The organism is Candidatus Dependentiae bacterium (genome assembly GCA_035445995.1).
Classification (GTDB): domain Bacteria; phylum Babelota; class Babeliae; order Babelales; family Vermiphilaceae; genus DAOMRS01.
On sequence record DAOMRS010000001.1, the window covers coordinates 945,124 to 958,916 of the forward strand.

The following is a 13,793-nucleotide window of genomic DNA, read 5'->3' on the forward strand; positions in this document are numbered from 1 at the left end:
TATAGTCTATAATAAATGCTTTTTTTGTACAAATGGCTACGTTTTACCCTGGTCAGACTATCTGGCCTTTGTTGACTCTGATAAGCCAACCTGATTATGCTTGGTAAAAAACAGGTTTAGATGGGAAAAAGGGGATATAATGAATAATAGATCATTTCTATATACACTGTTTATAATGCCTCAATTGATAGGGGCACAATCGGTAGTTGTACCCAATCAGTACCTGTATCCTGGTATTCCTATTGACCCGACACAACGTATTTCAAGTTACCCGTATATAACAGGGGATACTATCCGTGCCCTATGCGATCATATCTATGATGAGACTAAGATTCCTTTTGATCCTGCGGCAGTGCAAGATGGTGATATTGTTTTTGTTAATCCAAACTATCTACATTCTTTTTTCCCCTCTATTCATCAGCAAATTAATGCACGATATATTTTGGTGACGCACAATAGTACCTTCCATGCACCCGGATCGTATGAATCATATTTAAATGATCCGAAATTGGTTGCTTGGTTTGCAAAAAATACGATGTTGCCAGATCATCCAAAAATGTTTCCACTTCCACTGGGTATTGCTAATAAATATTGGGCGCATGGTGATACGCGGGTGGTCGATACGGTTCGCAAAGAATTACCAACCATACAAAAAGATACTTTGTTATGTATTAACTTTGACATCAACACGCCACATATAGGGCAACAAGAACGTATAGATATTCATAATGCTTTTGCCAACAAAGACTTTGTGTACCATGCAGAACGCAAACCGTATGAAGGCTATTTGCGTGATTTAGCGCGAGCAAAATTCACGATGAGCCCGCCAGGATCAAGTCTTGATTGTCATCGTACCTGGGAGGCATTATTAATGGATTGTATTCCCATAGTCAAACATTCACCGCTTGATCCATTGTTCAAAGATTTGCCTGTGTTGTTGATTGATGATTGGGCGCAAGTAACGCAGGAATTTTTGGAACAACAATATGAAATGTTAAAAAATAAATTTACACATAATGAGAAATTTTTTGCAGATTATTATATTCGCCAATTGGCTGCGGTAAAACAAGCTATCAAAATGGAAAATAAAAATGTACCTCATGGATTTGGATTAGATTTTCATGCCGCTATGTCCAATTCTGATCGCTATTTTCATGCACAAATATTAGCAGATCCTAATTGGCAACAGGTTAAGGCATTGTATGATACATATGTTATTGATGAATTTGAGCATGCACAGCAACCGCGTATTCCAAAAATAATTCATCAAGTCTGGCTTGGCAGTCCATTCCCGGAAAAATATAAACAGTTACAGCAAACATGGCTGGATCAGCATCCGGATTGGCACTATATACTGTGGACAGATAAGGAAATTGCACAACTTGGATTAATTAACCAAGCCGCATACGATGTAGCCACCAATTATGGACAAAAATCAGACATTGCACGCTATGAGATTTTATATCGTTTTGGTGGTTTGTATGTAGATACTGATTTTGAAGCACTCCGCCCACATGATATATTTCATCATATCTGTGATTTTTATATTGGTAGTGGATTTGGTCCTAAATTTGCTGCGTATACGGGTTTAATTGCGTGTGTACCGGCGCATCCGATTGTAAAACGTTGTATTGATACGCTTGATTGTACCAAAGTGCATCACAAGGATCCAATTATCAATATTCTGTATACCTCTGGACCATATCATGTGACACGTTGTTTTTTGAGCATGATTAATGATCCATCTATCGGGCGTGCAGTTGTATTTCCGGTAAATTATTTTTATCCATGGCCAAACACATTCTTGCAATACAATAGTTATGAACAGGTGCATAATTGGGTGCGTCCGGAAACTTTTGCTATCCATAATTGGTATGTGTCATGGAATCAAGGTACCGCACCCGGTTCAAAATGATATATGTACGCAGCGTTATTTGGTTATTGCTATGGTATGGTGCATGTAAGGGAATAATGTTTGTTGATTTTCATACCGGAATGGCGCCAAGCACATATTATTATCCATTGCTTGCATATATGCATACCGATTGGCAATTAGCCAAGCAGCAGTATGATCGATATTTTTTGAAAGAACGTTTATATACAGAGCACCCGCGCATTCCAAAAATAATTCATCAGATTTGGTTAGGTAGTCCATTACCTGATTATTATAAACAGTTACAACAATCGTGGCGGCAGCATCATCCCGATTGGCAGTATATCTTGTGGACAGAATTGGAAATTGAAGCATTTGGATTAACCAACAAAGCTATATATGATGCAGCTAAAAATCTTGGCCAAAAATCTGATATTGCGCGGTATGAGATTTTATACCGTATAGGTGGACTGTATGTCGATACTGATTTTGTCTGTATAAAGCCATTTGATATGTTGCATCACTGTTGTGATTTTTTTGCTGGTATTGCGTATGGCCGAGTGGTTTCTGTTTATAATGGACTCATTGGTGCTGCACCAGGGCATCCTATTTTATATAATTGCATAGATAGAATTGCACAAACAATACTTGATGATACAAGTATGCTAGGCATTTTACAAAGTACAGGGCCTTTACTTTTCACACGATGCATATTTGATGTGATTGGTGATACATCGAGTAGGTGTGTATTATTTCCGGTTTCTTATTTTTATCCATTGCCAGAAGATCAGCGCGAAGACGGAAATGTTGCTACATGGATTAAGCCAGAGAGTTTTGCGATTCATTATTGGCACATGGCATGGATGTCATGAAATTATTGCATCAATAGTGCCACATATGCGTTACTAATTAAAGGGATGTTATTCAAAAAAGGGGTGGACACTATGAAGAAATTTTTAGTGCTCCTGCTATGCGCAGGAGTGAGTGTGTCGTATGCATTACATGATGGATTTGTATTAATTACTACATTGTACAACGAACAGGATTCAAATAGAGCGGCAGAATTTATTACCTGTTTGGAGAAAAATCTTTCTCATCCGGGTATTGATACAATCCATGTTTTGTATGATACAACCAAAGATACTGATTCCAATTATATTCACGATATATTGTGTGAAAAAACAGTTAACATTTCATATTGTATTGCGCGACCAACATATGGCGCATGTTTTGAACTAGCAAATCAATTGTATGCAGGGCGTCGCATTATTATTGCCAATGCAGATATTTATTTTAATGCCACTTTGTTTGTACTTGATCATTTTGATCTGACTAACAAATTTTTGGCGTTAACGCGGTGGAATGTACAAAAAGATGGCAGTATTAAGCCGTATATTTGGCCAAATGGTCAGCCGGCAATTGCATCCCAGGATGCCTGGGTATTCAGAGCGCCATTAGTACCATTTATTGATGATGCAATTTTTATTGGTACACATCATTGTGACGGGCGCATTGCCTACGAAGCACAGCGAGTAGGTCTGGATGTTTTGAATCCATGCTTGACCATTCAATGTTGTCACTTACATTTATCTGAGGTGAGAAATTATGAATGGTTGCCGTATCCACACGGTCATGCGGTAAAATTACCTTGGGTCGAATTACCAGTAAAATAAAGCCACTTATTTTTAGTGAGTGGGCTTTACGATTAACTTTTATGCAGCAGTTTGTACAGTAGATTCTTCTTCAGGGCATGTGCCTGGACTGAAGACCAAGTTTGGTAATTCAACAATATATGCTAAGAATGTATTTAAAAATCCAAGAACTTGCTCAAACAAATGTGGTGCTGATGCCAGTATGTCATCCAGTGTTTCGCGTTCGCATGATAAGGTACTGAGCAAATCTAGGCCAAAAAAGCGTTTTTCCACGTCTGTTTCTTGTGCTGCAAGTACTCCTTTAATTTCATCAAGTTGTTCTTGCATTTTCCGTAGTTGTTCAACGTATTCAGTACGGTCAACTGATTTTTCTGCATATTGTTGGTGTGTTTGCGTAAGTAATATACTTGCGCATCCAAGATATAGGATTAGCTTATTCATAATATCCCTTTTTAATTTATGTTTTGTTATGGTTAAATTTTAGAAATTGCTGTGGTCCAAAGTCAATAATTTGGATAGATATGAGAGAGTGAAAGCATGCGAGAATGTCTGTTCTATGCTTTTATTATAAATATTGTCATAAAAGGATGTAGCTATGTTTTTTCCAAAGACTTTTTTACTCTTGGTGTTAGTTACTCATACTGTTATGTGTACGCAAACAATAGATAATTTTCAGGTAAGTGAACGACGTATTATAGTTATTATATTGAGCTATACACGTGATGTATCAAGTCAAAAAAAAATATCTGATATTTTTGCACAAATAGATTCTATTTTTAGACAAAAATATAGTAACTATGAAGTTATTTATATTGATAGCCATGTTAGTTCTAGCACATATCGTTTAATTTCTACCTATATTATGAATAAGAGATATAAAGATAAATTGCATATAATAACAGGCAGAAGAAAAAAAGAAGTATTGGCTAATATTTATTATGCCGTTCACGGTTATTGTAAAGATGATGATATTGTAGTTTTGGTAAATGGTACTCATACGTTTAAAGATAATTATGCATTTGCTAATATTAATCAAGTATATAATGATTCACGCGTTTGGCTTACACATAACCAAGAGCATTATCCATATGGTACTAATCGTATTTCTCATGACCTGGTAGATAATTTTCCATATCGCATAGCCACATGGCATCAATCTTGTATAGAAACCTTTTATGCTTGGTTATTTAAGCAGATTAAGTACGATGATTTTTTAGATATACAAGGGAATATTTTACCAGCTGCACAGGACATGGCATGTATGCTTCCTATGCTTGAAATGGCGGGAGGTAACTATGCAAAAACACCAGTTGTTTTAAGTCAAGGTTTGCGTGCTAGGGGTAAAAGAATTAATACTGCATTACAGATTAATTGTGAGTCTTTCATACGTGCTAAAGAGAAATATAAATCATTAAGTGTGCCGGTTATACATGAATCTTTTGTGTTACAAGAGCATGAACAATGGTGGTTTAAAAATATGGACCAATCAATAAAAACTCTCAGGTGTTGGCTTGGTGATGAAAATGCTGAATCTCGTGTAAAAATGAGAAAGCATATACAAAAGAAGGGGTATAAAAATATTTTAGATGTTCCATGTGGTTTATGTACGGAGTTTGCAGGGTATATAAAAGACGGCATTAACATAAAATATTATGGAGCAGATATTACCCCGCAATTAGTGGCATATGGTAAAGAACTTGGCTTGGACGTTGTACAAGCAAGTATAGAAGATTTACCATATGAGTCATCATTTTTTGATGTTTGTTATGCACGGCATATTTTAGAGCATCTGAGTTATTATAAAAAAGCTATAGATGAACTTATACGAGTTGCAAATAAAGAGGTGCTTATAATATTTTTTATTAAGCCTTCTGATACTGAGGAAATTTATTCAACAGTGAGTAGAGGAGCACTTATATATCACAATCAATATAATAAATCTATGTTAGAGGCATATGTAAAGAGCCATGATAAAGTATCTACAATAAAATGGGAACATATAAATGATAAGGAATCAGCATTGCATATTTATTTAAAATAGGCATTCTATTTTTTGTATTCTTGACTCTAAGTGTTTGACGTTGCATCCATATTCAATTGCTATATGATATTCCTTCAATGCTTCTGTATATAAATGATGTTGTTCATATGTGTAAGCATCAAAGAGGTGTTCAAGCGCTTTATCAGGTATTAAGCAAAATTTTTTATTACGTATGTCAGCAAAAATCCCGTTTTCTTTACGATGAGTATATGCTTCAAAAATACTATTGGCATTGTCTGAAAACAATTCAGGATGGTTTCGCAATTCTCGTAACATTTCTGTATCATTACGGTTTCTTTTTTGTCCCTTTTCCCAATTGCTATCCTTACTCTTTCTATGCCAATAAAAAGAATCGGGTAGAATTGCTACTTTTGCGCCATGGGCCATTTGTCTAAATCCAAATCGCCATGTTTCGACATAGCGACCTTGGTATGTACCGGCTCTATCAAAACTTCTCTTAGTAAATAGGTAATTGCCAGAGGCAAGAGGACTTTCAGGTGAAAATGCACGTGTGAAATCTAAAAATTCTTTGTCTGTTGCAAATGTCCATCTATTTATTTCTTTATTTTTTTGTGTAAAAAATATGAGGTGTTCGAATGCTACAATATCAGCGTTAGTCTGATCCATGTGAGTAATGAGTGATTGTATTGAGTCGGGTGCTAAAATATTATCTGAATCAAGATTAAAAATTAAATCACCTTTTGCATGTGCTATACATGTGTTACGAGTTTCAGAAGCGCCTTGATTCTGAGCATGTTGATAATAATGAAAATTGCTATACTTTTGGGCATATTTTTCTAATAGTTTTAGAGTATTATCTGTAGAGCCGTCATCAGTGACAATAACTTCAAAATCCACGGTCAAATTTTTCTGGTTATATATGGAATCTATAGCATCGCAAATAACATGAGCACGATTATAGGTAGGAATAATAAATGATAGAATATGTGGTTTTTGTAGCCACCAAATCTGCTCGTCCTGCGTATGATACATAATGTTTTTTTGGGTACAGAATTGTTGTATTTCATTTATGAAATTAGTTTTTTTATGCATATTCCCTGCTAATATACCTCCTGGTTTAATGCTGTTCCACCAGATGTACAAATATTCTTGGACATTGGATTTGTCAAAGATATATATAAAATCAAGTAAATCGGGATTAAAGCATATTGCTGCCTCCTTGATACTCAGGTGTATGAGGCTCAAGCGATGCTTGTCACATAATGTATTTTGTCTAAATTGGTTATACGGATCTATAACAAATATTTTTTTTATGAAATAATTTTCTAATAATGTAAGTGGGTTTATGTTTGGATCATATGTTATGCCTACAAATGCTGATTTGTGTTGTTCTATAAGATTTTTTACTACATGAGTGGTAGTTGATAAACAAGGGTGAGTATAAATGAGTAAAATGATTACTACTAAAAGTAAAAATTTTAATTTGTTCATAAATTTATACCTTTTGTTTTTTTTATTTTGTGTTACTTTGCCTGCAAATATCCCATCGGTATCTATCATTACATCAGTTTATACAGGTGATCAATTTATTGCTGGTTTTTTAGCTGACATAGTGCAACAAACTATATTTTCTACATGTGAGCTTATTATTATCAATGCAAATTCGCCGGGGCATGAAGAAGATATTATTTTTGAATACATGCAGATGTATCCGAACATTATTTATAAAAAATTAGATTATGATCCGGGGTTGTATGCCGTGTGGAACATAGCGATTAGCATGGCCCAGGGAGAGTATATAACCAATGCTAATATTGATGATCGGCTAAAGTTCGATTGTTATGAGCAGCACAAAAAAGCACTTGATACTCATCCAGAAGCTGACCTTGTGTATTCAGATTTTTATGTTACTCGATATTCCAATGAAACCTTTGCCAATAATAATCATAGCCATGTACGAGTGATGCCTGAATTTAGTCTCCAAGAATTAAAGAAACAGCCTTTGCCGAACAACCACCCCATGTGGCGTAAATCTATGCACACTAAATATGGATTATTTGATGAATCATATAAACATGCTGGCGATTGGGAATTTTGGTTACGAGCAGCAGTGAATGGTGCACAATTTTTAAAAGTACCAGGTGTATATAATTTATATTATTATAACCCCAAAGGCCTATCAACAGCTGTTGGTTATAATGCTGCTATCAAAGAGGAAGAAAGTAAATTACACCAAACATATTATTTTGTTAATTGACCAAAGTTAGATGCTGAGCTATGGTAAACGATCATGAACACAAGGGTAGTATGAAAATTTTTATAGCCGCAATTTTTTTTTCTTGTTTTTTAAATTATGCTCTATTTGCTTCATCGGATTACTTCTTGAGTTTTATTGTTCCTACCTACAATCGTGCACATACTATTTGCGCAGCAATTGATTCGATCTATGCGCAAACCAATTTAAAAATCCCATGGGAAGTAGTGGTAACTGATGATGCATCAACAGACAATACAATTGCTATCTTACAAGCATACAAAAATAGATATGAGAATTTTTTTTTCTATGTACACGAACATAATCTAGGTCCATCCAAAGCGCGTAATACGTGCATAGCGCATGCACGGGGTGACTTACTATTTAATCTTGATTCAGATAATATTCTAGAGCCGGATTCTGTGCAACAATTGGTTGATGTGCTTGATGAGCTCGATGTTCAGGCAGTTGCATTTGGTCATGTTCGATTTTTTAAAACACCTGGTGAATTTGCATGGGCGTGGTGTCTAAAGTCTACCAATGGTGTATGTACGTTGTCTGATGGATTGCAAATTAAACGTAGCGCCTGGTTACTTGGCAATTATTTATTTACTCGTGCTAGTTATGAACGTGCTGGTTGCTATCGAGGTCGTGCGCTTGAGACTTGGCGATTTGGGTTACGGCAATTGTTGACTGGAACTGAGGTTGTGATTGTACCAAATACTTATTATTGGCACCGCATAAGTCCTGATGGCAATTTACGGCGTGGTGACATAAATCAACAAAATGCACGGGCAGCAATTAAAGAATTCAACATGTATAAAGATTTATTTACGCCAGAAACGCAGGAATTGATCAGGAGTTATACTAGATATGAAAAATTTTTTACTGATGTACGACATAACAAATTTAAATTGTTACCAGATGAGCAGTTACGTGAGGTATTAGAGAAATATAGAGCTCAGAGTGAGTAGATAAGGAAATAGTATGGTTTTTTCTCGATTTAATTTTTTTGTATTCGTTTTTTTGTTCAATATTGCTGCTACTACTTTCTCCACCGATCAAGATTATTTAGTTGATATGGTGATTTTTTCTTTTGATCGCCCCTTGCAGTTGTATGCATTGTTAGAATCAGCGGCAAAATATATTACGGGCAACGGTGAGGTGCATATTATTTACCGTGCAAGTAATGAGCAGTATGGTAATGGATACCAAATGGTGCAGCGTGATTTCTCAGGTGCTATATATCACAAACAAGGTAATAATCCGCGCCAAGATTTCAAGCCATTAACGTTGGATGCAACGTTCAAATCGCCACATGCATTTGTGGTATTTGCGGTGGATGACATTATTGTAAAAGATTACATTGATCTGCGTGATTGTGCTCTCTTGTTACAAAAAACTGATGCCTATGGCTTTTATTTACGCTTGGGTAGAAATTTGAATTATTGTTATTCATTAAATCGATCACAACCATTACCCCCATTACAGGCTATTTTTGATGATGTTTATTCATGGCAAATTAGCACAGGGTCAGGTGATTGGGGCTATCCAAATTCAGTAGATATGACGGTGGTACGTAAATCAGATATAAAAAGCTGGTTCTATAATATGCAGTATCATCATCCCAATACCTTAGAAGCAGCATGGTCACGGAAAACACATGCAGTACAACATCGCTGTGGTTTATGTTATGGACAATCGAAAATTGTGAACTTGCCGCTTAATCGTGTGCAGCATGAATATCAGAATAGATGCATGGACGTACCACCACATGAATTGTTAGCAACATTCATGCAGGGGCTTAAAATAGATATTAATCCATTATTCAAGATCCAAAATAAAAGTGCACATATGGAATATGGGTTAACGTTTATTGAACGTTAAAAATGACTTTAAATAAGTTTTCTCTAAATTTTGGAAAATAGATTATGAAAAAATATTTAGTTTTTATTGGAATGCTTATTGTTCAGAATAATGTGGCATTAGTAGATATTACTCTTAAATATGTTAATGATAGCTTTGCAACCCGTTCAGTCAATGCAGTAATATTAACACATCTAGGAGCAGGTTTTTTTGCTGAATTTGGAAAAGTCATTAGTAGTCTTATTCATTATGAACTGGATGGTATAAGGTCAATGTACGTTGACTGGACTGACCAATTTTTTCCATTTAAAGATAAACCTTATGAAAATGGCTGGGATTTATATTTTGAACCTGTTATTATTGAAGAATCTATTGATCCAAGTGAGCCGGTTTATGAAGTAGGTAATTGTTCTGTGCATGAACTACACGACCAATTATGTGTAGCGCAATGGATACGTTATGATGATTACTTGCCTTACCGATTATTTGTTCATGAAAAAATCAATCAGCATATTCACATAAAAAAACACATTTCAGATGAAGTAGATTCATTTTATAAAAAATATATGCAAGATAATGTATGTATTGGTGTTCACGTGCGCTATGCAAAAGCTCATGTGAATGAAACGCCGAATGGGCATCCATCATTAGATACCTATTGCAAAGAAGTGAATGATCTATTAAAAAGGCATAGCGCAGATAAGGTTAAGATATTTTTAGCTTCTGATAGTCATGTGGTTATAAATCATTTTAAACGACTATATAAAGAAAAATTAATTTACATAGATACCTATCGAGCAACAGCTAAAGAAGATCCAGGGCTTATTTATGAAAATTCAAATTATTGGATTACTCATCCTGATCATTGGCATAAAGCTAAACCTGGTTATCAAGGAGGTCTTGGTGCGTTGATGGATTGCCTGCTTCTTGCAAAGTGTGATTATTTGATTCATATTACTAGCAATGTTTCTACATATGTATGTTTTTTTAATCCTTATATTAAATCTATTTATCTTCCTCGCAAGGTTCCCTTCAAGCATTGCCGATATCGAGGAGATAAAAGTATACGTAATAAGTTTCTTAATCCTATCTAAAAGAACAGGTACTTTTATATGCACTTTGCAAAATAGAAGATATATCAGAATGTTGCGGTTGCCACCCCAGAATGTTGTGTGCTTTATTTGCATTTGCAACCAGTATTGCTGGATCACCAGCGCGTTTGTCTGCCTGGATGATGCGTATATCTTTCTTACATATCTTTTTGACTTCAGAAATCATTTCTTGTACCGAAGTTCCTTTGCCGGTCCCTAAATTAAATATGTCAGACGGATTGCCTTGCTCAAGATAGTGTAGGGCTTGCAGGTGAGCATGTGCAATGTCCCACACGTGTAAAAAATCGCGAATACACGTACCATCTGGTGTAGCATGATCTGTGCCAAAAATATGGAATTGCTTATCTGTATATGCGGCTCGTAATAAAAGGGGAATCAAGTGCGTTTCCGGTTCATGCTGTTCATACAACCCGGATTCTGGCAATGCGCCTGCTGCATTAAAGTAGCGTAATGCTACTGAGCGAATTCCATAAGCAGATTCACAATCTTGCAAAATGTGTTCTATCATTAATTTGGTGTGTCCATATGGGCTAATAGGTTTTGTAGGATGATCTTCGGTAAGGGGTAACCATTGTGGTATGCCATATACGGCACAACTGGAAGAAAAAATGAATAAGTGACATCCATGTACTCGCATCACATCTAGTAAGCTAATAGTATTACTTATATTGTTGGAATAAAATTTAAGAGGGCTTTTGACTGATTCACCAACTTCTATGTTGCCTGCAAAGTGCATGACGGCGTGAATATTATATGTGGCAAATAGGTGGTTAAGTATGTCTTTATCACCACAATCACCATATATGAGTGTTGCCCATGGATGGTCGAATTTTTGATTGTGCAACAATAAATCAAGGATAATTACTTGGTAATTTTCCTGGGCAAGTAATAATGCCGTATGTGATCCAATGTAACCGGCACCACCGGTGACGAGAATGGTCTTTTTATGTTCTTGCGCAAAAACAGTTGTTGTGATGAAGAGTAAAAGTAATATTTTTTTCATATTTTTTATGGTTGGTGTTGCGCATAAATCTGCTCAAAAAAATGCAACAATGTATCAATTCTATTCAAGTACGTATGATTATCCCGTACAAAATCCATAAGCTCATATAATTCTTGCATGTCTAAGCTATCTAGTTTCTTTTTTGCATCATAAAATAGTTGATATGGATTTGCATTATATACTATTTTACCCTCAAAAAGTTCATATACTGTTTGTGAGTTAGTAATACCCATTTGTCCGTAACTAATATTTTTGAATATGCGGCAAGGAATATACCCCTGTTTGCATTGCCATTCACCTTGCAGGGCGGGTGCCATGTACGCTTGTTGAACTAATTTGATATTGTCTTCCATGCTGACTGATTTGCGAGATTCAAAGGTAATGTTGTTTTCTGAACATGCTTTTTTGAATTGATTAATTTGATCAATATTACCGAATGTACCAGCTCCTATAGTACCCACAAAATATGCAGATTTATTTTTATGCACCAGAGGTAAATCTTGTTTTATTGCATCAATCTCATGTGGTAATAAATCAGTTGCCCAAGGCATATATATTATTTTATTGGCTAGGTCTGCATGGAAGCATTTTGAGATTTCAGGATCGTTACGCTTAACGCAATCATGCGTATACACTTGCAAAATCATGCAACGACCAGATGCAAATAGTTGTTTGTATTTATCCGGTTTGCAATTATGAATAATGTATAAACAATCGTTGCGAATAGGAATGCCACGGTCTACTTGGCCTTCTGTGATAAATAAACTGTTACTCAAATCTATATGAGCGAGTGAATCAGTATGGTCAACCCAATGAGTTTCATATCCTAAATGTTTAAACGCACGAGAAAAAGCCCAATGAATATATGAGTGCGTATGTGTGTGTAATTTATGTCCCCAAATAATTACTTTGTCAAAAGGCAGAGCATAACGTGTTTGCGGTGTGGTATATATGCTGTTCCATGTGAGTATACTCATAATAGCAAGTAATAATTTCTTCATGAAAGTTCCTTTTTTTAGAAATTACGATTGATAAAACTTATACGTCATGTTAATAGTAAAATACTTATACCATAGGGTCTGTATTTATAAAAGAGGTAGAAGTATATTCATGAAGAACAAAAAATTTATCAGCATATTATTAATGTTTGTTGTAATAGTGCATAATCCTTTATTATCTCTAACAAAAAAACAAACACAGAGTACTGAAAAAAAAGAGAAAAAACCTAAGCGCAGTAGAATTAGAAAAGTACTCGGCGAGCAACGACGCATGGTAATTGTGACTCCCAGTTACAACAATGCTACTTGGTATCGTAGGAATATAGATTCAATATTCAAGCAAAAATATGATAATTATATACTCGTATACATAGATGATTGTTCAACTGATGGTACAGCAGATTTTGTTAAGCAATTGGTAGAAGAATACAATCAAGCTGAACGGGTGTACTTAGTTAGGAATGAATATAGACGTGGTGCATTAGCAAATATTTATTACGCAATTTATACATTTTGCAATGATGATGATATTGTAGTATTACTTGATGGCGATGATTGGTTCAAGCGAGACAGTGTATTAATTACTATAAATGAAGCATATAAAAATCCACACGTATGGCTTACCTATGGTCAGATGCAAGAATATCCTTCGCGATATGTTGGTTACTGCAAACCTTTGGATCAGGAAATAGTTCAACAAGCTGGATATCGTCAAGCACCATGGTGCACATCTCATTTGCGTACCTTTTATGCTTGGTTATTCAAGCAAATTAAGTATGATGATTTTTTGGACAGCAATGGAGACTTTTTACCAATGGCATGGGATATGGCACTTATGTTTCCTATGCTCGAAATGGTAGATGGTAAATATAAGTTTATAGAGGATGTGCTGTATGTATATAATATGTACAATAATTTGAATGACAATAAAGTTGATCCTGAACTACAACGTGATTGTGAGCAGTATATTCGGAACAAGCAACCATACAAACGGTTGAAAAATAAATCTATTTGATTCTTAATGAATAATTTA

13 protein-coding genes are annotated in these 13,793 nt (G+C 35.3%); 9 read left to right on the top strand and 4 right to left on the bottom strand.

Annotated elements, in window-relative coordinates:
* Window positions 1-139 precede the first annotated feature (139 nt).
* From PK943_04560 to PK943_04570, 3 genes are all read left to right on the top strand, one after another.
* On the top strand, window positions 140-1,915 hold the full coding sequence (locus tag PK943_04560) for a glycosyltransferase (protein HRN78487.1): 1,776 nt from the start codon (window positions 140-142) through the stop codon (window positions 1,913-1,915).
* Complete coding sequence (locus PK943_04565) at window positions 1,912-2,745, top strand: glycosyltransferase (GenBank protein ID HRN78488.1); 834 nt, start codon at window positions 1,912-1,914, stop codon at window positions 2,743-2,745. Before PK943_04560 ends, PK943_04565 begins: the two co-directional genes overlap by 4 nt.
* Before the next feature lie 72 nt (window positions 2,746-2,817).
* Window positions 2,818-3,546, top strand: a complete 729-nt coding sequence (locus tag PK943_04570; protein ID HRN78489.1) for a hypothetical protein — start codon at window positions 2,818-2,820, stop codon at window positions 3,544-3,546.
* A 39-nt stretch (window positions 3,547-3,585) separates the two neighbouring features.
* On the opposite strand, the gene PK943_04575 is transcribed toward PK943_04570, so the two are convergent.
* Window positions 3,586-3,966, bottom strand: a complete 381-nt coding sequence (locus tag PK943_04575) for a hypothetical protein (protein ID HRN78490.1) — start codon at window positions 3,964-3,966, stop codon at window positions 3,586-3,588.
* Window positions 3,967-4,120: 154 nt separating this feature from the next.
* Here PK943_04575 and PK943_04580 point away from each other — a divergent pair, with 154 nt between their 5' ends.
* A complete protein-coding gene (locus tag PK943_04580) occupies window positions 4,121-5,566 on the top strand; it encodes a class I SAM-dependent methyltransferase (protein HRN78491.1) in 1,446 nt (481 codons plus the stop codon).
* Here PK943_04580 and PK943_04585 read toward each other — a convergent pair.
* Window positions 5,558-7,018, bottom strand: coding sequence for a glycosyltransferase (locus PK943_04585; protein ID HRN78492.1), 1,461 nt, complete (start codon window positions 7,016-7,018; stop codon window positions 5,558-5,560). The genes PK943_04580 and PK943_04585 overlap by 9 nt on opposite strands.
* Here PK943_04585 and PK943_04590 point away from each other — a divergent pair.
* The 4 genes from PK943_04590 to PK943_04605 are packed head-to-tail and all read left to right on the top strand — an operon-like array spanning window position 6,972 to window position 10,741.
* On the top strand, window positions 6,972-7,784 hold the full coding sequence (locus PK943_04590; GenBank protein ID HRN78493.1) for a glycosyltransferase: 813 nt from the start codon (window positions 6,972-6,974) through the stop codon (window positions 7,782-7,784). The two genes, PK943_04585 and PK943_04590, sit on opposite strands and share 47 nt — an antisense overlap.
* 50 nt (window positions 7,785-7,834) lie before the next feature.
* On the top strand, window positions 7,835-8,755 hold the full coding sequence (locus PK943_04595) for a glycosyltransferase (protein HRN78494.1): 921 nt from the start codon (window positions 7,835-7,837) through the stop codon (window positions 8,753-8,755).
* A gap of 13 nt (window positions 8,756-8,768) precedes the next feature.
* Window positions 8,769-9,668: a hypothetical protein gene (locus PK943_04600; GenBank protein ID HRN78495.1), complete on the top strand. Its 900-nt coding sequence runs from the start codon at window positions 8,769-8,771 to the stop codon at window positions 9,666-9,668.
* 44 nt (window positions 9,669-9,712) lie between these two features.
* Window positions 9,713-10,741 (top strand): nodulation protein NodZ, encoded by a 1,029-nt coding sequence (locus PK943_04605; protein ID HRN78496.1) that lies wholly within the window; start codon window positions 9,713-9,715, stop codon window positions 10,739-10,741.
* Here the strand turns inward: PK943_04605 and galE are convergent.
* The gene (galE, locus tag PK943_04610) at window positions 10,734-11,762 is read right to left on the bottom strand and encodes a UDP-glucose 4-epimerase GalE (protein HRN78497.1); all 1,029 of its coding nucleotides are present in this window, start codon (window positions 11,760-11,762) and stop codon (window positions 10,734-10,736) included. The genes PK943_04605 and galE overlap by 8 nt on opposite strands.
* 5 nt (window positions 11,763-11,767) lie before the next feature.
* Window positions 11,768-12,763 (bottom strand): hypothetical protein, encoded by a 996-nt coding sequence (locus tag PK943_04615; protein ID HRN78498.1) that lies wholly within the window; start codon window positions 12,761-12,763, stop codon window positions 11,768-11,770.
* 109 nt (window positions 12,764-12,872) lie between these two features.
* Between PK943_04615 and PK943_04620 the strand changes: the two genes are divergently transcribed.
* Window positions 12,873-13,775 carry a glycosyltransferase family 2 protein gene (locus PK943_04620; protein HRN78499.1) on the top strand — a complete coding sequence of 301 codons (903 nt, stop codon included), beginning with the start codon at window positions 12,873-12,875 and terminating at the stop codon, window positions 13,773-13,775.
* Window positions 13,776-13,793 lie beyond the last annotated feature (18 nt).

Bases quoted from the DNA above. Each gene is read 5' to 3' on its own strand.
- PK943_04560 (HRN78487.1), top strand. From the start codon at position 140: ATGAATAATAGATCATTTCTATATACACTGTTTATAATGCCTCAATTG.
- PK943_04565 (HRN78488.1), top strand. From the start codon at position 1,912: ATGATATATGTACGCAGCGTTATTTGGTTATTGCTATGGTATGGTGCA.
- PK943_04570 (HRN78489.1), top strand. From the start codon at position 2,818: ATGAAGAAATTTTTAGTGCTCCTGCTATGCGCAGGAGTGAGTGTGTCG.
- PK943_04575 (HRN78490.1), bottom strand. From the start codon at position 3,966: ATGAATAAGCTAATCCTATATCTTGGATGCGCAAGTATATTACTTACG.
- PK943_04580 (HRN78491.1), top strand. From the start codon at position 4,121: ATGTTTTTTCCAAAGACTTTTTTACTCTTGGTGTTAGTTACTCATACT.
- PK943_04590 (HRN78493.1), top strand. From the start codon at position 6,972: ATGAGTAAAATGATTACTACTAAAAGTAAAAATTTTAATTTGTTCATA.
- PK943_04585 (HRN78492.1), bottom strand. From the start codon at position 7,018: ATGAACAAATTAAAATTTTTACTTTTAGTAGTAATCATTTTACTCATT.
- PK943_04595 (HRN78494.1), top strand. From the start codon at position 7,835: ATGAAAATTTTTATAGCCGCAATTTTTTTTTCTTGTTTTTTAAATTAT.
- PK943_04600 (HRN78495.1), top strand. From the start codon at position 8,769: ATGGTTTTTTCTCGATTTAATTTTTTTGTATTCGTTTTTTTGTTCAAT.
- PK943_04605 (HRN78496.1), top strand. From the start codon at position 9,713: ATGAAAAAATATTTAGTTTTTATTGGAATGCTTATTGTTCAGAATAAT.
- galE (HRN78497.1), bottom strand. From the start codon at position 11,762: ATGAAAAAAATATTACTTTTACTCTTCATCACAACAACTGTTTTTGCG.
- PK943_04615 (HRN78498.1), bottom strand. From the start codon at position 12,763: ATGAAGAAATTATTACTTGCTATTATGAGTATACTCACATGGAACAGC.
- PK943_04620 (HRN78499.1), top strand. From the start codon at position 12,873: ATGAAGAACAAAAAATTTATCAGCATATTATTAATGTTTGTTGTAATA.